Source organism: Natronosalvus caseinilyticus (assembly GCF_017357105.1).
Lineage (GTDB): Archaea > Halobacteriota > Halobacteria > Halobacteriales > Natrialbaceae > Natronosalvus > Natronosalvus caseinilyticus.
Genome location: NZ_CP071596.1, coordinates 1,454,025 through 1,473,315, shown reverse-complemented (window position 1 = coordinate 1,473,315; position 19,291 = coordinate 1,454,025). Strand labels below are relative to the sequence as shown.

At 62.0% G+C, this 19,291-nt stretch carries 25 protein-coding genes and 1 pseudogene; 12 read left to right on the top strand and 14 right to left on the bottom strand.

All coding sequences use genetic code 11. The features are described from left to right. Window positions 1–166: 166 nt before the first annotated feature. The 6 genes from J1N60_RS07140 to J1N60_RS07115 form a co-directional block, all read right to left on the bottom strand. The gene (locus tag J1N60_RS07140; protein ID WP_312911839.1) at window positions 167–1,486 is read right to left on the bottom strand and encodes an IS200/IS605 family accessory protein TnpB-related protein; all 1,320 of its coding nucleotides are present in this window, start codon (window positions 1,484–1,486) and stop codon (window positions 167–169) included. After that, complete coding sequence (locus J1N60_RS07135; RefSeq protein ID WP_312911838.1) at window positions 1,483–1,617, bottom strand: hypothetical protein; 135 nt, start codon at window positions 1,615–1,617, stop codon at window positions 1,483–1,485. The genes J1N60_RS07140 and J1N60_RS07135 overlap by 4 nt, the downstream gene beginning before the upstream one ends. A 158-nt stretch (window positions 1,618–1,775) precedes the next feature. Beyond that, window positions 1,776–2,279, bottom strand: coding sequence for a PadR family transcriptional regulator (locus J1N60_RS07130; RefSeq protein ID WP_312911837.1), 504 nt, complete (start codon window positions 2,277–2,279; stop codon window positions 1,776–1,778). Between the two features lie 384 nt (window positions 2,280–2,663). Next, window positions 2,664–4,322: a bifunctional N(6)-L-threonylcarbamoyladenine synthase/serine/threonine protein kinase gene (locus tag J1N60_RS07125; RefSeq protein ID WP_312912550.1), complete on the bottom strand. Its 1,659-nt coding sequence runs from the start codon at window positions 4,320–4,322 to the stop codon at window positions 2,664–2,666. Between the two features lie 184 nt (window positions 4,323–4,506). Then, complete coding sequence (locus tag J1N60_RS07120; protein WP_253433020.1) at window positions 4,507–4,641, bottom strand: 30S ribosomal protein S27ae; 135 nt, start codon at window positions 4,639–4,641, stop codon at window positions 4,507–4,509. A 1-nt stretch (window position 4,642) separates the two neighbouring features. After that, window positions 4,643–4,954 (bottom strand): 30S ribosomal protein S24e, encoded by a 312-nt coding sequence (locus J1N60_RS07115; protein WP_312911836.1) that lies wholly within the window; start codon window positions 4,952–4,954, stop codon window positions 4,643–4,645. Between the two features lie 371 nt (window positions 4,955–5,325). Between J1N60_RS07115 and J1N60_RS07110 the strand changes: the two genes are divergently transcribed. Next, on the top strand, window positions 5,326–6,714 hold the full coding sequence (locus J1N60_RS07110) for an ATP-binding protein (RefSeq protein ID WP_312911834.1): 1,389 nt from the start codon (window positions 5,326–5,328) through the stop codon (window positions 6,712–6,714). Window positions 6,715–6,738: 24 nt separating this feature from the next. Here the strand turns inward: J1N60_RS07110 and J1N60_RS07105 are convergent, their stop codons facing one another. The 3 genes from J1N60_RS07105 to J1N60_RS07095 form a co-directional block, all read right to left on the bottom strand. After that, on the bottom strand, window positions 6,739–7,047 hold the full coding sequence (locus J1N60_RS07105) for an SDR family oxidoreductase (protein WP_312911833.1): 309 nt from the start codon (window positions 7,045–7,047) through the stop codon (window positions 6,739–6,741). 67 nt (window positions 7,048–7,114) lie between these two features. Continuing rightward, entirely contained in the window at window positions 7,115–7,501 is a 387-nt protein-coding gene (locus J1N60_RS07100; RefSeq protein ID WP_312911832.1) for a DUF6220 domain-containing protein, read from the bottom strand. Then, complete coding sequence (locus J1N60_RS07095; protein WP_312911831.1) at window positions 7,502–8,089, bottom strand: halocyanin domain-containing protein; 588 nt, start codon at window positions 8,087–8,089, stop codon at window positions 7,502–7,504. Window positions 8,090–8,428: 339 nt separating this feature from the next. Between J1N60_RS07095 and J1N60_RS07090 the strand changes: the two genes are divergently transcribed. The 3 genes from J1N60_RS07090 (at window position 8,429) to J1N60_RS07080 (ending at window position 10,989) form a co-directional block, all read left to right on the top strand. Beyond that, the gene (locus J1N60_RS07090; protein ID WP_312911830.1) at window positions 8,429–9,259 is read left to right on the top strand and encodes an ABC transporter permease; all 831 of its coding nucleotides are present in this window, start codon (window positions 8,429–8,431) and stop codon (window positions 9,257–9,259) included. Then, on the top strand, window positions 9,256–10,152 hold the full coding sequence (locus J1N60_RS07085) for an ABC transporter ATP-binding protein (RefSeq protein ID WP_312911829.1): 897 nt from the start codon (window positions 9,256–9,258) through the stop codon (window positions 10,150–10,152). The genes J1N60_RS07090 and J1N60_RS07085 overlap by 4 nt, the downstream gene beginning before the upstream one ends. A gap of 87 nt (window positions 10,153–10,239) precedes the next feature. Continuing rightward, a complete protein-coding gene (locus J1N60_RS07080) occupies window positions 10,240–10,989 on the top strand; it encodes a sensor domain-containing protein (RefSeq protein ID WP_312911828.1) in 750 nt (249 codons plus the stop codon). A 29-nt stretch (window positions 10,990–11,018) separates the two neighbouring features. Here J1N60_RS07080 and J1N60_RS07075 read toward each other — a convergent pair whose 3' ends face one another. From J1N60_RS07075 to J1N60_RS07065, 3 genes are read right to left on the bottom strand one after another with little or no spacing between them, the layout of a single operon-like run. Beyond that, window positions 11,019–11,327 carry a DUF7521 family protein gene (locus J1N60_RS07075; protein ID WP_312911827.1) on the bottom strand — a complete coding sequence of 103 codons (309 nt, stop codon included), beginning with the start codon at window positions 11,325–11,327 and terminating at the stop codon, window positions 11,019–11,021. Beyond that, the gene (locus J1N60_RS07070) at window positions 11,324–11,716 is read right to left on the bottom strand and encodes a DUF7521 family protein (protein ID WP_312911826.1); all 393 of its coding nucleotides are present in this window, start codon (window positions 11,714–11,716) and stop codon (window positions 11,324–11,326) included. The genes J1N60_RS07075 and J1N60_RS07070 overlap by 4 nt, the downstream gene beginning before the upstream one ends. 1 nt (window position 11,717) lies before the next feature. Next, window positions 11,718–12,065 (bottom strand): transcriptional regulator, encoded by a 348-nt coding sequence (locus J1N60_RS07065; RefSeq protein WP_312911825.1) that lies wholly within the window; start codon window positions 12,063–12,065, stop codon window positions 11,718–11,720. Between the two features lie 250 nt (window positions 12,066–12,315). Here J1N60_RS07065 and J1N60_RS07060 point away from each other — a divergent pair, with 250 nt between their 5' ends. Next, on the top strand, window positions 12,316–12,672 hold the full coding sequence (locus J1N60_RS07060) for an SHOCT domain-containing protein (RefSeq protein WP_312911824.1): 357 nt from the start codon (window positions 12,316–12,318) through the stop codon (window positions 12,670–12,672). Window positions 12,673–12,714: 42 nt separating this feature from the next. On the opposite strand, the gene J1N60_RS07055 is transcribed toward J1N60_RS07060, so the two are convergent. Together J1N60_RS07055 and J1N60_RS20610 are read right to left on the bottom strand one after the other, a co-directional pair. Then, complete coding sequence (locus J1N60_RS07055; protein ID WP_312911823.1) at window positions 12,715–13,749, bottom strand: WD40/YVTN/BNR-like repeat-containing protein; 1,035 nt, start codon at window positions 13,747–13,749, stop codon at window positions 12,715–12,717. 51 nt (window positions 13,750–13,800) lie between these two features. Beyond that, window positions 13,801–13,902: pseudogene (locus J1N60_RS20610) on the bottom strand (RNA-guided endonuclease InsQ/TnpB family protein); the annotation flags it as partial. A 91-nt stretch (window positions 13,903–13,993) separates the two neighbouring features. Between J1N60_RS20610 and J1N60_RS07050 the strand changes: the two are divergent. The 7 genes from J1N60_RS07050 to J1N60_RS07020 all read left to right on the top strand — a co-directional run bounded on the left by J1N60_RS07050 (window position 13,994) and on the right by J1N60_RS07020 (window position 19,094). Further along, window positions 13,994–14,374 carry a DUF1428 domain-containing protein gene (locus J1N60_RS07050; protein ID WP_312911821.1) on the top strand — a complete coding sequence of 127 codons (381 nt, stop codon included), beginning with the start codon at window positions 13,994–13,996 and terminating at the stop codon, window positions 14,372–14,374. An 80-nt stretch (window positions 14,375–14,454) separates the two neighbouring features. Beyond that, window positions 14,455–14,913 carry a pyridoxamine 5'-phosphate oxidase family protein gene (locus tag J1N60_RS07045; protein ID WP_312911820.1) on the top strand — a complete coding sequence of 153 codons (459 nt, stop codon included), beginning with the start codon at window positions 14,455–14,457 and terminating at the stop codon, window positions 14,911–14,913. A gap of 14 nt (window positions 14,914–14,927) precedes the next feature. Next, window positions 14,928–15,779, top strand: coding sequence for an undecaprenyl-diphosphate phosphatase (locus tag J1N60_RS07040; RefSeq protein ID WP_312911819.1), 852 nt, complete (start codon window positions 14,928–14,930; stop codon window positions 15,777–15,779). Between the two features lie 99 nt (window positions 15,780–15,878). Further along, window positions 15,879–16,394, top strand: a complete 516-nt coding sequence (locus tag J1N60_RS07035) for a winged helix-turn-helix domain-containing protein (protein WP_312911818.1) — start codon at window positions 15,879–15,881, stop codon at window positions 16,392–16,394. Continuing rightward, entirely contained in the window at window positions 16,391–16,837 is a 447-nt protein-coding gene (locus tag J1N60_RS07030) for a toxin-antitoxin system TumE family protein (RefSeq protein ID WP_312911817.1), read from the top strand. The genes J1N60_RS07035 and J1N60_RS07030 overlap by 4 nt, the downstream gene beginning before the upstream one ends. A 57-nt stretch (window positions 16,838–16,894) precedes the next feature. Next, window positions 16,895–17,023, top strand: coding sequence for a hypothetical protein (locus tag J1N60_RS07025; RefSeq protein ID WP_312911816.1), 129 nt, complete (start codon window positions 16,895–16,897; stop codon window positions 17,021–17,023). Between the two features lie 88 nt (window positions 17,024–17,111). After that, on the top strand, window positions 17,112–19,094 hold the full coding sequence (locus J1N60_RS07020; RefSeq protein WP_312911814.1) for a hypothetical protein: 1,983 nt from the start codon (window positions 17,112–17,114) through the stop codon (window positions 19,092–19,094). Window positions 19,095–19,291: the final 197 nt, after the last annotated feature.

Below are 19,291 nucleotides of genomic sequence, written 5' to 3'. Positions count from 1 at the left end.
CGGTTCTGTCGATACCCTCCTTTCCAAACACTGGTTTTGTTCAGAAAGCGTCAATAAATTGACTACGTAGCGCTACTCAGTTCTGGTTTCGGTGACATCCTCGCCCGGCGTGAACGCCGGGGCTTCCACCGCAGGTGGAATACCAGTGAAGTGCTGGATTGAGGTTTCAAGACGTGTGCGTGTCACCGGTCTCCGGCTTCGTCCCTGCTCCCACTGCTGGTGAGCTAGACGAAACCTTGTCATCGGAAGCCCGCTTCTCAGACGGGAGTTCCTCGCTCGGTGACGTGTCTTCGTGGGCCTGCCACTGGCCCCCGCTCTGTGGTGAGTCATCGCCTGCCGATTTCCAAGGCAGGCTCTCTCCCCACGGATTTAGCCGACTGGCTATATTCGCGGCTGCGTTCAAATCCGCTTGATACTCCGACACCCAACACCCCTTGTACGTACACTTGAACGTGCCCTGATGCGGTCGATACCCGATGTGCTTGCAGGCGTGACACGTCTTCGACGTGTAATGCGGGTACACGTACTCCACAGGGATACCACGCTCCGCAGCCTTATCCTCGATACGCGATTGTATCTGAGAGAACAACCACTTGCCGAGGCGTCGATTCCAGTACTTCCCGATATCCTCGTCCGTGATGCCATCGAGGCATTCGAGGACGACAATCGGGTTTTCGAATTGGAAGGCGTATTCGACAGCTCGTGTCGAGGCTTTCTCGATTTCGTCTTCAATGGCGTCTTGCCACCGTCCCCACACGAGATCGTCGAGGAGCTTTGGGGCGTCTCGGGGTTTCAAGCGGTCTTCGGCACTGGCTTGTTTCTGTCGGAGGTGTCGGACGCGACCACCATCCACGAACAACGGGTCAACGGGGGTGTCGTCTTGAAGGGCACAGCCTACCAAGAGCTTGGATTCGCCCACGTCGAATCCAACGGGCGTTACATCGTCGCTGTCACACGAGCACGAGTGGTCAAGTTCGACTTCGTAGTTCGCAGTGACGTGTAACACCCAGCGAGTCCCATCGCGTTGCAGGCGGAGTTCCCCCGCCCGTACACTCTCGTCGTCTTCATCGATGAGTGCGTACCACCAGTCTTCTTGCTCGGGATTCAACTGGAGTGGAATCCAGACGTTTGTTCCACGACCGGGGAGTGGAACCTCCCAGCATATTTTGTGGTGGCGATCTTCATGGATGTCGAAGACGGCTGCGGTGTTGGCGTAGCGGATGGGGTGGTCGTCTGCGAGTTGCTTCGCATCATACGTGTCCTCGTCTAAGAGGTTTGGCACGTATTGTTTGAGCGCGTTTTTCGAGTGCCAGTTGAGGGCTTCGCCGCTAACGACCTCGTTGACGGCACTCATCGTATCGCACTCGTCGTTGAAACTACGATGGAGTAACGCTTCGTATCGTTCGTGTTCGTTTTCGAGTTTGCGCTGCTTGTGCTGAGTGAGTGGGGCAAGATACGCTTCGAGCGTCTTGCACTCCTCACTCATTCGTCAGCGTCTAACCCTTGTTCGACGAGTTCGGCGTAGGCGAAGTCCATTCGTAGGCCGTTCTCGCGAGAGTATTCTTTCACTCGCTCGTGGAGGTCGCTTCCACGGTCGATGGCGATATCAATTCGCATCCGTTTTTCAGTACGTTATTGTGTATCTTAAAGATTCGTATCGCGATAGATGTTCGGTTGGCCGTCGCTCGTAGGTTACGTAGTTGAGTGACGCGATTCACGCCCGCCGTGAACGGCGGGATTCTCTCGCTGATTAAAGATAGTAGCAGTCGTGTAAGTTATGATGAGGTGAGTCGGGAGAGAAACGCAGAGAGCAGCAAACCGAACGCGAGGTGCTGGACCATCGTCGACTCGAGCGTCGCACGTACGTGGTCTTCGTTCGAAATCGAATATTCCTTCGTCCGGACCATCGGGTGCATCTCCAGGAATGCCTCGTCCTCGAGGTCGTGAAGCGCTGGGTACACGATACCGGGGCTCAACTGGACGTCGAAGTAGGTGGCTAACGTCGAGAGGAGTTCCTTGCCGTTAGCCCCGTCGTGGAGGGCGACGAGCATCAAGAGGACCTCGTCGAGATTTTCCTTGAGAAGCGCGTCCTCGAACCGAACGTCGTCGGCAGGGAGGACGCTAACGACCTGCGCCATCATCTCCTCGAGGTCACGGTCAACCGCGGACTGATGGTTTTCGTTACACTCGACGGAGTCCTGCGCTGTCGCGGCAGCCATCGACCCCTCGTTCGCTAATTTGGTGAGAATCGCGCCCGTGTGTTTCGTGTGATTACTCATGGGTGATCGCTCCTCGAGATTCGTGACCAGGAATCCAGCGGTCGTTCGTTAGTTTATTCATGAAATACAAGAATACATATACGTGGTACGCCAAAAGGAAGACTAGCTTGTCTTGAAGGTATGCGAAGCGTACTCAATGGCTAGCATAGTAAAATCGAGCTGGCACAGCCACTATTGGTGCCGGACGATTTGGGGATGTATTCGCTGTACAGTACGGTGATAGTCAGCAATGTGGGGTATGGTTCTTCTCAAGTCATTGGAAGACTGACTCATCCCGAGTACGGAATAGGACAACCTCGCCGGTCGTGAACGACCCAATCCGCCTCAGTCTCGACTTCGGACTTACGGCCCCGCTGTGGCCAGGGAGTTCCAGAGCGACCCGAATCACTCTTTTTCGACGTACCGACCCCGGCGCTCGATTTCGCGGAGACGCTCGAGGACTGCCCCGTCCCCGGCCTCGCGGTAGCCCGCCCGAAGCGCCTCCCTGAGTGGCTCGGGATCGTCGGCCGTCCCGACCAGGCTCTGGTCGAAGACGTGGAGGTCCATCGCGTAGTCCTCGAGGTGGTCGGAGTGATAGCCCAGTCCGAAGTCGATCAGGTAGGTTCGATCGGCGTCGACGCGCACGTTTCGCGTGGTCGGGTCGCCGTGGACGAACCCCGCCTCGTGGATAGTCGCGAGCGACCGGCCAACGGATTCGACCCGGTCGATCGTCAGCGCTTTCTGTAAATCGTCGTCGCCGACGTACTCGAACTCGAGGGTCGCTTCCTGGCGGTCGACGTCGCGAACCACCGGCGTCGGGACGCCCGCTCGTCGAGCGTGGCTCGTCAGGCGTGCCTCGAGGGTGGTCCGCTCGCGTCGCAGACGTGCATCGAGATCAGGGTGGCGGTAGCGTTTGGGGCGGCGACGCTTGCGGACGCGACCGGCCTCGGGCTCGAGGGTGACGACGGCTTCGGCGCCGCGAATCGTCGTCTCGCTCTCGTTTTCGTCGTCACGTTCGTTTCCGCCTTCGCCTTCACGCTCGGCGTCGTCGACTCCTTGGCCTCCGACGACGGCCCGATCTGGTTCGTCGCTTCGCCAAGTGACCGGCACCTGGTCGGGCCGAAAGTCTGGATCGACGCGGGAGTTCGGAATCTCGAGCGTATCACCCACAGCGTACATCTTCGCGCCGAGGACGGCGATCATCCCCGCGTTGTCGCCCAGGAATCGAGGCTCGGGGGCGTAGAACTCGGCACCCCGGTCGGCACACATCGTCTCGAGCATCTCGCGGAGGCGAGCATTGTGGCCGACGCCGCCCCCGAGAACGAGTTCGTCGCTGCCGGTGAGCGAGAGCGCGCGTTCGGCGACTTCGGTGAGCATCGCGAAGATGTGCTCCTGGAGGGAAAAGCAGACGTCCTCGACGGCGTGGCCCTCGTCGACGGCGGCCTTCGCCGCGGACATGATCCCCGAAAACGAGAAGTCCATCCCCTTGACGACGTAGGGCAAATCGACGTACTCGCCGTCTTTAGCGGCTTGCTCGACCTTCGGGCCGCCGGGGTGGGACCAGCCGACGTGTCGGGTGAACTTATCGATCGCGTTGCCGACGCCGGTGTCCATCGTCTCGCCTAGGACGCGGTAGCGCCCGTTGCGATAGGCAAGCAGGTGGGCGTTAGCTCCGCTGGCGTTCAGACAGACGGGGTCGTCGAAGTCGGCTGCGTGGCGCCCGACCTCGAGGTGGGCGACCATGTGGTTGACGCCGACGAGAGGCACCTCGAGGGTACCCGCGAGCGCCCGTGCGGCAGTGCCGACGACGCGCAGGCAGGGGCCGAGACCGGGGCCGCGAGAGAAGGCGACGGCGTCGATGGGCGGCCGTTCGTCCGTCGTCTCGGCCGCGTGCTCGAGCACCGTCTCGACGACTCGCGGAATCGCGTCGTGCATGTGCTCGGCCGCCTCGCGGGGGTGGATGCCGCCGCTGTCGGGTTCGTAGGCGTCGGTCTCGATTACCACGTCGTCGCCGTCGTACAGGGCCGCACTCGCCGCCCACGCGGTACCCTCGATGCCGAGGATCCGCGGCGGTCGGTCGCTGTCGGAGGCGGAGGTGGAAGCAGGGTTCGCGTGTGTGCTCGAGTGGGCCTCGGGCTCATTGTCATTGTGGGTGTTCCGGGTCACAGCCGACACTCCTCACGTGTAAAAAATCGTGGTCTTGGTCGAGTTCGGTTCGACACGGCGACGAAACGGATCTCGAGCCGGCTTACGCCCACTCGGTGTAGCCGCACTTGCCGCAGTGCTGGCGGTCGCCGTGGTCGGCGAGGAACGAGTCCCCACAGCGTGGGCACTGTTCGCGCTCGACTTCGCCCTCGTCGTTGTAGAGTTCGTAGTGTGCCATCTCAGGCCTCCTCCGCTTCGACGTCGCTCTCGTCGCTGACGATCTTGTTGCGCTCGAGCATGTGCTCCTGTTCGACCTCGGTGGCGTGAGCGGAGGTCTCATAGACCTTCGCGTGGCCGACGGTCTTTCGCATGCCGAACTTGGTGTCGAGTTTGCGGATGACGACCTCGTCGGCGTCCTTGTTCAGCTTCGCGGCGAGGCTGTCACGGACCTGCAGACGCGAGGGCGTCGCCTCGTCGTGGGTCAGTTCGAACGTGACGTTCGAGCGGTGCAACATGGGATTTTCCTCCTCGGAGATGATGTCGACGTCCATGATATCACTCAGTTACTCTACTATGCCCGGGTAGCGCCTAAAAGGATTTCGAACCCGGGGGCGTGTCGGTTGGGCACACACTGATTAGAGCGAGCGGACGACGACGAACGGTATGTACCGAAAAGTCGTTCTATCTCACGTGCCTAGATGTAAAACGTGTTCGAGCAACCACCCCCGGCAAATCCATTCCAATTCCGAAGTATCTTCTCGATCAGTTCGACGGGGGCACCGGCTGCTTTGACGGTAATCGGGCGAAACCCCGTCCCTGTTCCCAGATGTCCATAAAGATTTGAAAATAGCCAATTTTGAGTTAGGCTATTTTGAGTTAGGCTATTCGGAAGTATTATTCACCACCGAGAGTAAGTAGACGTATGGAGGACTTCGTCAATCGGGAAGTCGAACTCTCACGCTTGCGAGGGAGCTACGAGTCCGATGATGCCGAAATGATCGTCATTTTTGGGCGACGACGTCTCGGGAAGACACAGCTCGTCCAGCATTCGCTCGCCGACCGCGATGATGCTGTCATCTTTCAGGCCACGGAGACCACGGCACAGATTCAACTCGACGAATTCGTCGATGTCGCGTCCGAGGCGTTTCCCAGCATTACACAGATCAGACAGAATTGGGAAGCACTGCTCGGATATCTCGGCGATCAGGGCGGGGTCGTCGTCCTCGACGAATTTCCGTATCTTATCGACGCCGACGAGAGTCTCCCCTCAGTCATCCAGCGGTTGTGGGACCAGCAGTTCCAAAACACGTCGGGGACGCTCATTCTGATCGGGTCGTCGATCAGTATGATGGAAGAAGCGACACTACTCGGGAACAGTCCCCTGTACGGGCGGTTTACAGAACGGCTCGACCTCCGTCCCCTCGACTTCGCCGCCGCACAGGAGTTCATCCCAGATGAGTACTCGCCTGAAGAGCGGATCTTCGTCTGGGGTACCTTTGGCGGTACTCCGTACTATCTCGATGGCATCGACCTCAACCAGACCCTCGGGACGATTCTCACCGAAGAAGTGTTCTCCCAGAACGGCTACCTTCACAACGAACCGGAGTACGTGCTTCGGACGGAACTCACCGACCCGAATCGGTATTTTGCAATCCTCACTACGATCGCAGCGGGCAAAACGACGTCGAACGAGATCGCCCAGGCAATCGGAATCGATGGGAAGCAGATCTCGACGTACACACAGAAGCTAGAGCGATTACGACTCATCGAGCGCGAAGTACCGATTACTGAAGAGAAAGCGAAGTCACGCCGTGGACGCTACCGGATCCGAGACCCCCTGTTTCGGTTTTGGTTCCGCTTCGTCTACGGCAAGGAGGACCGATACGAACGCCTCGGTGAGGAGGCATACGAGGCAATCATCGAGCCAGAGATGGCTGACTTCGTCAGTCCAGAGTTCGAGAAACTGTGCCAGGACGCCCTGCCGAACCTCTACCCAGAGACGACGTTTCTCGACATCGGCCGCTGGTGGTACAAGGAGCACGAGGTCGACGTCGTCGGACTGGCCACAGATGGGACAATCGTTGCAGGGGAGTGCAAATTCACGAATGCACCGCTCGACTACGGTGCTCTTGCCTCGCTCGAGGACCACGTAGAAGAAATTCGCTGGGGGCCAAACGCAGATGGTTCCGCCACGGAATACGCGCTATTCACACGGAGCGGCGCAACACAGTCCGTCCAGGAGGCAGTATCCGAGCGCGATGATCTACGTTTGTTCAATTTGAGTGACGTCAATCGAGCGATCGGTAACTGACGCCGTGAGAGCTAGCAATCGCCGTTACGAGACGACGGCTAGCCCACGCGGCGTTTTGGACTCCTCGCCGTCCCAGTCGGTCTCGAGCACCGAGCAGGAATCGCCGAAGTCCTGTGAGACGAAACAGCCGGCGTTGTTGACAGCGTAGATCGACCCCCCACACTCGTCGAAGATCGTCCGGACGACCCTGTTGCCCATCGGGAGGCCACGGTCGTCGAGGCGCTCCCAGTCGGTGTCCGGTCCCGGTTTGCGGTAGGCATAGGCTGTCGCTCGCAGGCCGTCTGCGCGCTCGAGAGGAGCATCCGATCGGGTCGTCGGAATGGGGGACGACACTGACCATCCCAGTTCTGCTCCCGCACGAAATCGGTATCTGAACGGTGTTCGACGAGTGTGCTTTTCTCTACCGATCCGCCTGGATCTGTGCCCACGTTCGTCTGACCGCCATCGCAGCCACGAAGACGATGACGACGGCGTTTACCGAATGGATGGCGGCGACGAGGGAACCGTAGAGGTGGGCCGTTGCGTACTGGGCGGAGACCAGTACGAACAACACGACGGGAACGGCTTTCAGAAACGCCGAGAGTCGACCCAGGAAGGCGAGCGGGAACAACAGGAAGACAACGGGTTCGAAGACGTGGACGAACGTTCGGTGTAGCGACCAGTTCGTCGGATCGACGAAGACAGCCATCCCCGCGATGTACACCTGCACGAGCACGCAGAGGACGAAGAACGACGCCAGTACGAAGAAACCGTAGCGCGCCCAGACGACCCGCTTTGGTTCCGCCATTTAGCCGCTCCGTTCGTTCTCGGTCGCCGCCGCGCCCTCGTGTTCGTCGACGATAACGACGCCTTTCATCCCCGCCCGCCGATGCGGATCGCAGTAGTAACGCGTCGTGCCAACGGTGTCGAACGTGTGTTCGAAGGTCGCACGCTGCTCGACGCCGCCGCTGTCGAACAGGCCGTCGGTGGCGACGACGTTGTGCGAGCCGTTCCCGATCCACTCCCACCTGACCGTCGTTCCCGGCCGAATCTGGATTGCAGCCGGTTCGAAAACCATCTCGTTGACGTCTGGCCCAACTTCGACAGTTACCATATCCCCGTCCGGTTCCTCAATACTGCCGTCGTAGTTGTCCGCGTTCGCTAACCACTCGTCGACGCTCTCGTTTCCGCCGTCCTCGCCTGAGCCGTTTCCGAGGGTCTCCGTACACCCGGCGAGCGCCCCCGAAACGAGGAGTGTGCCCGCCGTGAGGAGGAACTGGCGGCGATTCGTGCCCTCGTGAGACACTGATGGCCCGCTCTCGTCGATGGCCGACCGGTTCCGCTGGCCCTCGATGTCGTGACTCGATCGTGATCCAGAGTTCGTCTCGTTGTTCACACTCTCTCAGACGGCCGGGACGGGGATAGAGCGTCCAGCACAGACGCCGACACAGCGGGTGTGCGAAAGACGTATATATCGACGACAGTCGTGCAGGGCGCCCCCGGACGCAGAACGGTAGCTGTCGCTCTCGCGCCCACCGACCGCGAGCGGGGTGCGGAAGCGATGACAGGCATAAATGTTTCCCCACAGTTGCTCGCGTGGCGATCGTGCGCGTCGGTCTATCACCGGCGCCCCGAATAGTCGAGGTATGCTACTGATGGAGATTTCGGCGGACTCGACGTTCGATCGCGTGTTCGTTCAGAACCGGCAGGCGACACCGCAGCGGGGTGATTCTCGGTGACGAACGTGACCTCGAGCCCGGTTCCCTGGCGACGACAGACCCGTGCGTTCGCGCGACGACACCTGCAGCAACTCGTCCGCGACAAGATGATTCTCTTTCTCACCGTGGGCTGGCCGATCCTCTGGTACTTCCTCACGATGACTTTCTTCGTTGAGGTCCCCGCGGGAACCGATCTCGGACCGCTCAAGGCAGCCAACGGGATCAACTACGGACTCTTCGGTGCGTTTACGGTCACCGTCTCCCTGTTCGCCGGCGGATTCGCTCGCGACCTCGAGAGCAATCGATACCGGAAGCTCCGGACGATGCCGCTCGCGCCGACCGCGGACCTGGCCGGCCGGTTCGCGGTCGGGACGCTCTTCGGCGTCACGTCCTACCTCGCGACCGTCGCCGTAGCCTCCCTCGACGGTGCGGCGTTCCCGGCCCTCGATGCGGGTACGATCGGCGTACTGCTTGCGACGTTACTGCTGTTCTGTCTGATCGCGATGGCCCTGGCGATGGTGCTCGCGCTCGTGGTGACGAAACCCGAGCAACTGACGACGATCGCCATCGTCATCGTTCTGCTCGCCTACTTCATGACGGGATTCAACGGCACGTCGCCGGAGATGCTGGCGAACAGCGCGGGCATGGTGAATTACCTCCCCAACTCGCTGGCGACGCGAATGCAGATCGGGTACTGGCTGGGCACCGAGCGTATCGCGTTCATGGCGCCGCCAGAGGTCCCCACCTCGAGGGAGTACGTCGCCCTCCTCGTGGGGTATGCGGCGGTGCTGTCGGCGGTCTCCGTGCTCGTTATGCGACGAGTCGCCTACGGGGGTGGCTCCCGATGAGCGATTCGGGGACGCCGAATGCGGTCGTCGAGGCCGTGAACGTCACGAAACGATTCGGCGACCAGAACGTGCTCAGGGGGCTCGACTTCACCGTCGCCCCGGGCGAGATCGTCCTCCTGATGGGGCCCAACGGTGCGGGAAAGTCCGTGTTCGTTTCGTGTCTCTCTGGGAGCGCGACGCCCGACGGTGGCACCATCACGCTCTTCGACGAACTGACCCCTCGAGCAGCCCGGCCGGCGGTGAGTACGATGTTCCAAGGCGCGATGGCCGATCCCGATCTGACCGGTCGCGAGAACCTCCAGTTCTACGAGGCGCTCCACCCGAACGGGACGGGTCGATGGCGCGAGCTGGTAACGCGGCTCGAAATCGAGGACGATCTCGATCGCGTCGTCGGCGACTACTCCGGCGGCATGCAACGAAAACTCGAGATCGCGATCACGCTGAGCCTCGATGTCCCCTTCTACGTCCTCGACGAGCCGACGATCGAACTGGACCTCGCGACGATTCGCGAACTCCACGATCTGCTCCTGGGCATGCGAACGGCGGGAAAGACGGTGCTGATTACCAGCCACGCGCCGCTAGACGCACAGATCGCGGACAGAATCGTCTTCGTCCGGGACGGGAAGGTCATCGCAAGCGACGCTCCCCGGACCCTGATCGAGACGCTGCCGCCAGTTCTCCGCGTCCGGGGGACGCTACCCCCGGAGAACGACCTGCTCGGAGGCAGGGTGTTTCGGCGGGGAGACGAGATTCGAGGCTTCCTCGAAGGAAGCGACGCATTCGACGAGATTAGAACGAACCTGGAGATGAAGGGCGCCGATTTGGTCGACATCGACCGCCCCTCGTACACGGACCTGTTCAACTACTACACGTACGTTCATGCGAACGAATGAGAGCTGGCTCCGAAAGGGGCCATCGCGGCGATTAAGGATACACGAGTCCTACGACGCTCCAACAACGATGCGACCACTTCCCATCCCATGTCCACGCAATTGAGGTCGTCCGACGAGCCGAACGCCTCCTCGATCGGTCACGTCCTTCGTGCGCCCTTGCGACGGGAGACGTACCTGAACGTCTGTTATCTCGTCCTGATGTTCCCGCTCGGGATCCTCTACTTCGACGTCCTGGTCGTCGGATTCGCGACGGGGATCCCGCTTCTGGTCCTCGGCGTCGGCGTTCCGCTCCTGCTCGCCGTGTTCGTGATCGCCGTCGAAGCGGCCCATCTCGAGCGCCGACTCGTCGGCGCCCTGTTGGGCGTTCACATCCCCGTTCCGGACCCAAAGACGAGCGGATCGCGCTGGGTGCGTTCGAAGCGGTTGGTGACGGCTCGAGAGACGTGGAAAGCCATCGCCTACGTGCTCTCGGAGTTCGTCTACGGCAGTCTCCTGTTCGGCGTCCTCGCCTCGGGAGCGGCGACGGCGGCGAGTTTCATCCTCGCCCCGCTGTACTACACCCGGGCGCCGATCGTCGCGTACGGTCCGATCCCGACCACCGACGTGGCCCTCGACGTGCTGTTCGGATGGGATTCGCTGCTCGTCGGCCTCACCACGACGTTCACTCTCGGCTCTTGGCGAATCGAGACCCTCCCGGGGGCCCTGCTGGTGTCGGGACTCGGAATCGTCCTTCTCTGGGGGCTGCTCGTACTGGCCGACGTCGCCGCCGGGCTGTGGGGACGGTACGCGCGTCGAATGCTCACGACGCCGCGTTACTGGACGCGTCCTGGCAGGTAGCTCATCGAAGCAGTGGGATTCTCGAGCGGCTAGGCTCTGGTCAGGGCGTACAGGATCGAGGCGACACCAGCGAGGTGTGCTACCGAGATCACGAGTAGGATCTCCGCGTCGGTCGCCGTCGTCAGCGCCACGAGTGCGTAGTTGAGGCTCACTGGGATCGTGGTCAGACAGAGAATGCCGGCGGCGAGATACGCCATCGGCCGGCTCCCGTTTCGGCGGGAGCCTTCGTAAGCGAGCGCCGCGACGAGGAAGCCGACGACGGCGGTCGCGCCGGCGAAAAGCGCGATCAGCCCACCGCCAGGGATGGCAGCCGCTGGGACCAGCGCGGCGGCGATCACGACGAATCCTCCTCCGATTGGCCGGGACGTGGGTCCGGATTCGACTTCCGTTCCGACCGGACCACTCGATGGGATCGGGTGATCCCGTAGATGGCATAGAGCATCGCCGCGAGCCCGACGAGTTTGCTCCCGTTCGCGGCCGCCGACCGGAGCTCGGGGGAGAGGCCGGCGTTCGTCAGGGCAAACTGGACGAGGATGGGGACGGTGGTGAGGAAGACCAGCCCCAGCCCGAGATACAGTCGGGCGCGATCCCGGTTCCGTCGATAGCCGCGAACCAGGAGGACCGCGACGGCGAGTGACAACACCGCCGTCACGAGCAGGGTGGCGAGTGCGAGCGTCACGACGATCGGCGATCCGCCCGTCGACTGGAGTGGTGTGAGTGTGAGCATCCTATCGGAACCCCTCGAAAAGGTCGGTGAACCGATCGGCCGCGTTCGGTTCCCGGTAGGTGATCGTGAGCCCAAATCCGCCGTCCTCGAGTTCGATTTCGATGCGTTCGAGCCGTGCGGTGTACGTGTTGTAGTGGTGGCCGTCCTTGTCGAGTTGGAGCTGCTCCTCGAGGAGGTCGTACGCCTGGAGGCGTTCGATCCGTCGGTAGATGGTCGAGACGGAGGCGTCGCAGACCTCGCTTAGTTCTGGCGCGGACATCGATTTAGTGCTCGTATGGATGAGGATTGCATGGGCGTACTCGTCCTCGAGGAGACCGCCGACCGCCCGTACGTCGTTCTCCTCGCTCATTCGTATCGGTGGCCGTCCGAGGCGGAACGACGGACTCTCGAGACACCCGGTGCAGCCATGTGTGGGCGTGAGCGGCGAGAGTACTTAAAAGAACGAACACAGTCGCTGGACGAGCGACTGTCGGCTACCATCGACGGCATCGCCTGGCGATTCGATCAGGCCGACGGCGCGGCTGTATTCGAGCGACGTTTCCTGTTTTGCGGGAATGGGGGTGGAGGAATAACGTACCTGGGCGCCGTATCCTTGGTGTATGGCAACCGATGATTCACTCACTCGAACGCTCCTGATCGTCATCGCTGCAATCCTGCTCGTGCCGGTCGTCATGATGGTCGTGATGATGCCGATGATGGGTCTCTGGGGGTGGGGACATATGTGGGGCGGTGGTGCGTGGGACGGCTCCGGCGGAACCTGGATGTGGGCGCTCATGTTTCTGGTGCCCGTACTCGTGATTCTCGGTATCGGATACCTGCTGTACAGCGCGATTCGCCAATCAGGCACTCGACAGAGCGACGCGGCGTTCGAGGAGCTGCGATTGGCCTACGCTCGTGGGGACCTCTCGGATGAAGAATTTGAGGAACGTCGCGAGCGTCTCCAGCGGGAGAGGTAGGAGTTATTGCTTTCGGTTAGACCGGAAAAATGGCTGTGTCGGTTACGCGACGACCGCCAGCCCCCGCGGCGTTTTGGACTCCGGACCCTCCCAATCCGCCTCGAGCACCGACCACGAGTCCCCGAAGTCCCGTGAGACGAAACAGCCCAAGTTGTTGACGGCGTACACCGTTCCTTCAGACTCGTCGAATATCGTCCGGACGATGCCCTCGCCCATCGGGAGCCCCCGGTCGTCGAGGCGCTCCCAGTCGGCGTCCCGTCCTGGTTTTCGGTAGGCGTAGGCCTTCGCCCGCGAGGCCGTGTGCGCGCTCGAGGCGCCGCTGGCGCTCGAGATGAGCACCCGATCGGGGTCGTCGGGATGGGGGACGACCGACCAGCAGTAGCGGTGCTCGAGGCCCATCTGCGGGTGACTCCAGGTCTCGCCGCCGTCGTCACTCTGGGCGTAGCCGTCACCCGCCGCGGAGTACACCCGGCCCTCCATATCGGGGTGGGTGGCGAGGCTGTGGTTGTCGAACCGCGAGCCTTCGGGGCGCTCCTGCCAGCTATCCTGGGCTTCGTCGCGGATGACGAACGCCCCCGCCTCGATCCCCACGTAGAGGCGGTCGGGGTCGTGGGGGTCCACCTCGAGCCAGCGCACGTGGTGGGTGTGGGGTCGCGGCGGGAAGTACCACTCCTCCTCGGAAGGGAGGTCGACCAGCCCCTCGACGTGCGTCCAGGAGTCGCCGCCGTCCTCGGAGCGGTAGACGCGGCTGGGTTCGGTGCCGACGTAGACAACGTCGGGGTCGTGGGGGCTGACCGTCGCCGCCATGACGGCGTCGCTGGCGAAGTCCGTCTCGAGTGCGTCGAAGGTCTCGCCGCCGTCGGTCGAGCGGAAGAGGCCGTCCTCGAACGTGCCGACGAAGACCCGGTCGGGCGCGTCGGGCGAGGCGGCGACGCACTCGAGGTCGTAGCCCTCGAGGCGAGTCGACTGTGACCACTCGCCGTCGCCGTCGTCCTCGCTTTCGTCATCGCCAGTGGCACCCGTATCGTCTCGAGAGACCAGCAACCGATTCGGGAGCGCCGTATAGATGGTCGTCATGGGGTGGGATACGCTCTCGAGGGACACAAGTGTTCCCGTGAACTACCCACTCTATCGTTCGCCTAACGGCTCGCGTTTGAGAGTGAGGCTTCCTGTTTCCACGACGCGCTTTGCAGACACCTGAGTGGTGCCTGTAGGGAGCGCAGTCTCCACGGATCGTTCGAACGAAAACTGTATGCAGCAGAAGTAGATCTCGATTGGTGCAAAAAAGTTCAACTCCTCTCACATCCTCCTTACGTAAGCTATGGAACGATACGTCGATGGATTCGTTATCCCGGTCCCGAACGAACAGCTCGATGCGTACCGTGAAATGGCCAGCGAGGCCGGAAATCTCTGGATCGAACACGGCGCTCTCGAGTATTTCGAAGGGGTCGGAGACGACATGGAGCCCGACATGGACGGCATGCCGATGGTGACGTTCCCACAGCTCGCGGGCATGGGGGACGACGAGACGGTCGTGTTCTCATTTATCGTCTTCGAGTCGCGAGACCACCGCGACGACGTGAACGCGAAGGTGATGGACGATCCGACAATGGGCCCCGAAAACTACGAAGAGGAGATGCCCTTCGACCCGGAGCGTATGGCATACGGTGGCTTCCGTTCAATCGTTAGCTACGAAGATTGACGAAAGAGACGAATCGTGCCCAAGAATGAGCCGAATACGGTGTTTACGCACCTCTCGACTCAATCACAGCGGAAAATCGAATGAGTGAGTTCACCAAGCCGGAGATCGACTACCTGAACGGACAACGCCTGGGGCGACTAGCGACCATCGGACCCGAGAACCAACCGCACGTCGTCCCGGTTGGATTCCGCTACGACGTCGAGACCGACACCATTCAGATCGGCGGGCGCAACCTCACCGAGACGAAGAAGTTCCACGACGTCGAACGCAATCCACGAGTCGCCTTCGTCGCGATGATCTGGCCAGCGTCGATCCGTGGGTGGTTCACGGTATCGAAATACGAGGTCGGGCCGAGACACATCACGGCGATGGCGAACGCTTCGGCCCCGGCTCCGGGGAGGCATGGATACAGGTCACGCCCGAACGCGTCGTCTCCTGGGGCATCAACGATGACGCGGATAGACGCTCCAGTCGTGAATCGGCGTAACCAGCCGCATGGTTCGGCACTCGAATGTAAACGGTCTTGTGCGTCCACCTGAGAGTCAGGAACGATATGGGGGCGTTCGTTGCTGCCGCGGAGTCGGACCTCGAGGTGCTCGTCGCGATCCTCGCCGGGATCGTCCAGGGCGTCGTCGAGTGGCTGCCGGTCTCGAGCCAGGGCAACCTCTCGCTGTTTCTGACGCTCGTCGGCACCGACCCCGACGTGGCGCTCCAGTTGGCGCTGTTCTTGCAGGTCGGGACGACCCTCTCGGCAGCGACGTACTATCGCGGGGAGATCCGGGCGGCCCTCGCGTCCGTTCCTGAGTGGCGCCCGAGTCGGGCCTACGAGGGCGAGAACGCGATTACGTCCTACATCGTGCTTGCGTCGATGATGACCGGCCTGGTGGGCATTCCGCTGTATATCTACGCCGTCGAGTTCGCGGGCCAGTTGACGGGTGGGGTGTTCATCGGTCTGATCGGCGTCCTCCTGATTCTCACTGGGGTGATCCAGTTGCGCCTCGAGTCCGTTTCGATGGGCACCCGCGAGAAGCCAACGCTGGTGGATTCGATCCTGGTCGGCGCGGTACAGGGCCTCGCCATCCTGCCCGGCATCTCGCGCTCTGGGATGACCTCGAGCACGCTCTTGTTCCGGAGCTACGAACCGCCCGCGGCGTTTCGCCTGTCGTTTTTGCTGTCGATTCCGGCCAGTCTCGGCGCGGCGGCGCTGACGATGGCCGGCGCCGGTGGGTTGCCCGGAATCGCACCCGTGCCAGCTGTGGTCGCACTGCTGGTGAGCGGGTTCGTGGGGTACCTGACCATCGACGCCCTCATGCGAGTCGTCGAGCGAGTGCCCTTCTGGGCGGTCTGTTTCGGCCTCGGTGGGCTGGCGATCGTCGGCGGGACGGTCGTTTCTGTGGTTGTCTAGTCGCGACGCCGCGATCACGTGATCGTAGCCGCTTGAAGCAGTGGAAAAGGAATTATTTTCTGAGGAAACTATTTGTCCTCTCGAGTCGTACGTGAGACTATGACTGAGGACACGTGGGACGACATCAACGAACACGTCGAAGCGGAGTGGAAAGCCGAGACGACACCGTTCGAACGTGTTTACGAGATTGTCGAACAGACTCACGACGGTCAGTCGGCTGCCGAAATCGCCGAGCGAGCGCTCGTTAGCGAGCCGACCGCTCGTCGACACTGCAAGGCCCTCGTCAACACCGGGTTCGCCGAAGCCGAGCAGGACGGCCGATCGACGGTCTACAAACGGAACGCCGACCGCGTACTCATGACCCGTATTCGCGAGCTTCGACGCGAAACGACTCGTGAGGAGTTGCTCGACGGCATCAAACGGATGAAACGGGAGATTCGCCGGTACGAAGACCAGTACGACGTCGTTTCGCCCGAGGAACTCGCACGTGAACTCGACGCCGACGATGGACAGGGGTGGGAGGACCTGAGTACGTGGCGCACCACTCGGCAGAACCTCTCTATCGCACAGGCGGCCCTCGCATACAGCGAGGCGAGCCAGCAGCTCACTGCATGACAGGGGCTGATCGTGCTGGCGAGTTCGGTCCGATTTACCTTCCTGCACTTCGACGAATTCGCGACCTCTGGCGCACGCTCGAGCCGCTCGTCGACGAGACGTCCTACGACGACCCCATCGCTCCGACCGAACTCCACATCGAACTCGACGACGGCATCGGAACGGCTGACGGCGCGCGTCTCGACGTCCAGTGGAGCGAGCGCGGAATGTATTCGTTCCACTACGTCGGTAGCGATGACGTCAACTGGCGATTCGATCGCCATCCCAATACCCACTCTCCCGAGAAACACTTCCATCCACCTGTTCAGGGTGTGACCGCAGAGCCCTCGTGTATTACCGTCGAGGAGGTGTCGCTCGTCACACGGGCAGTCCACGCAATGTGGCGAGCCGCCTACGAGCACGATGACGTCAGTCGATTGAATTCGTTCACCAATCCGCCGTGAGCGTAGCGGTGGAAACCGGTTGCGGTCTCAATTCTGTCTGCTCTCCCAATCGTGAGTGTGATCATCAGATACCAGATTGTCGACGCCCTGATGCAGATCGTCGAGCAGGTCCCCTTCTGGGCGGTCTGTTTCGGCCTCGGGGAGCTGGCAATCGTCGGCGGGACAATTGTCTCCGTGGTCGTCTGAGAACTACAGCCGAGACGAAGGAGTGGGCCGTTGCCTGCGTGGTTAACTCTCAAGGTCGCGGGTGTTGTGGTCGACGTTACTGGTACGCATGCCCGAGGATTCCTCCAGATGGTCGACCGTTGGTACTCGTCTCTCGCGTCGCGGCTCGCTCGCCCTGGCCGCTGGTCTCGGCCTCGGCGCGATCGGTGGCCTGGCTCACCACCGATTCGACTCGCCACCGGTCGCCGACGCGTCCGAATCTCGCCAAGACTTCCTCTGGCTGTCGGGCGGGCAGTGGCCGCAGAAAACCGTCCGCGAGAACCTGTTCGCGTTCGCCCAGCGACACGACCTCGCGGTCGTGCTGGTCGTCTCCCCCTCGAGCGGCCCCGACACCGAGGCGTTCACCGCGGCTCTCGAGTCTGCGAGCGAGTACGGGCTAGAGGTCTGGCTCAATACGGGACTGTTGAGCGAAATCCCCGCCGAAGCGTTCGTGAACGATGAACAGGCTCGAGAGACTCACCTCGAGTGGCTGAAGTCGGTCGTCACTGCCCACGGCGAGTTCTTCGACCGCGGGCGGGTGATTCTCTGGCAGGAGGCCCCCGTTATCGGGCAGTGGGTTCCCGGTGGCGAGTGGACCGAGGAAGCCGTCGACAACCTGCTCGAGCTGGGGCCGGAGATCTTCGCCGCCCAGAAAGACGCTGTCGAATCGGTTACCGACGAGCTCGACGTTGGGTTGTTCGTCCACTTTCCATATATTATCGATTCGAAGCGCCCCGAGGTGTTCGAGGAACTCCTCCAGAAGATGTATGCACGCGACATCGCCCCGGCGTTCGCGTTCACCGACTTCTACCGGGGCTGGTTCGACAAGGACGTCGAACCAGCTCGGGCCAACGCTGCTCTCCACAGTCTCGTCTCGAACGCTCGAGACGTCCTCGACGATCGGCCCGTGTTCTACCTCGGTCAGAGTCACACCGTCAACCCGAACCACACGCCGAATAAGGAGACGCTCGGAATGACGATTCGAACGGCGCTTTCGGCGGGTGCGAGCGGGCTCGGGTGGTACGTCCGGAACGGCTACGTGCCCACGGAGGCCGGCTTCGATCCCTTCGTGCCGAACGTTCCCGGCGCCGAGCCCGATGGGGACGCCATCAACACCTTCACGATCGCCCGGGATCGCTTCCAGTACGCCTGGGCGGCGACGCTCGCGAGCCGTGACGGGTTCGACGCCGACGAGGCGTTCGACCTCTGGGTAGTCGGCGACAGCTTCGGGTACGCCGACCATCGATTGGCGGCGCGAACACACAATGGGGCGTGGACGTACCTCGGCGACCTCGGGGGATACGCCAATGGCGAGTACCCGGACGCCAGCGCGGTGACCGACCGGGCCACGTGCTTTCACGCGCTGGATCGCGACCGCTTTCTCGAGGACGGGGTGCTCGAACTTCAAATCGAGACGCCCGCCGACAGCGAAGGCACCACCGTTGACGCCGCAGTCGCGGTCCCGTTCGATCCTGGGGCCTACGTGCCCGCACAGGAGGTAGCCGCGCTCGTCGACCGCGCGCTGGGGGAGACGGCGTTCGAAGCTGCCAGCCTCGGTCACAGCGAGTCCACGAGGTTAGCGCCCGGAGAGCGTCGCGAACTCTCGATTTCGATAACCGATGTCGAGTCCGACGCCCCGACGCTCGACGCGCTGCGCTACCCGGACTTCGCCGAGCAACTCCGCGAACTGGCTACACTCGAGGATGACGGGCTCGACCCAGCCGCCCGCTTCGATCTGTGGCTCCGCGGGAGTGGTCTCACTGATTCGAGTAGCCACCCGTCGCTTGTCGACCAAGAGGGAACGGAAAACACCCTGTCCGACGTCGGCGTCGTCACGGCCGCGTCGGACGCCGCCATCTGCTACGGTCTCTCGCGCGAGCGCTTTCTCGCCGACGGCCTCACCCTGGCGAACGCCGAGGCGGTCAGCGAGGCCTACGCGATGCCGTATGCTGGTCGCGCCGCCTTCCGACTGCCGTCGCGAGCGGCGAGCCTCCTCGACGATCAGCCGGGCGAAGCAGAGCGGTTCTGTCTCGAGCGGATGCGCCTCGAGTAACAGGCCATTCGAGCCCTGGGGGCCGAGGACGGTGGAGTCCAGTCGACAGTGCTTCGGGAGTTTGGACCAGCTCCCATGGTCCGAGCGACCAGCCGAGTGACGCAGAACGGCCAGTCGCCGAACAGACGGAACGTGTCGACACGGAGACGTAGTGGCGAGGGAAGCAATTACACAGACGCGAGTAGAACGGACGTACA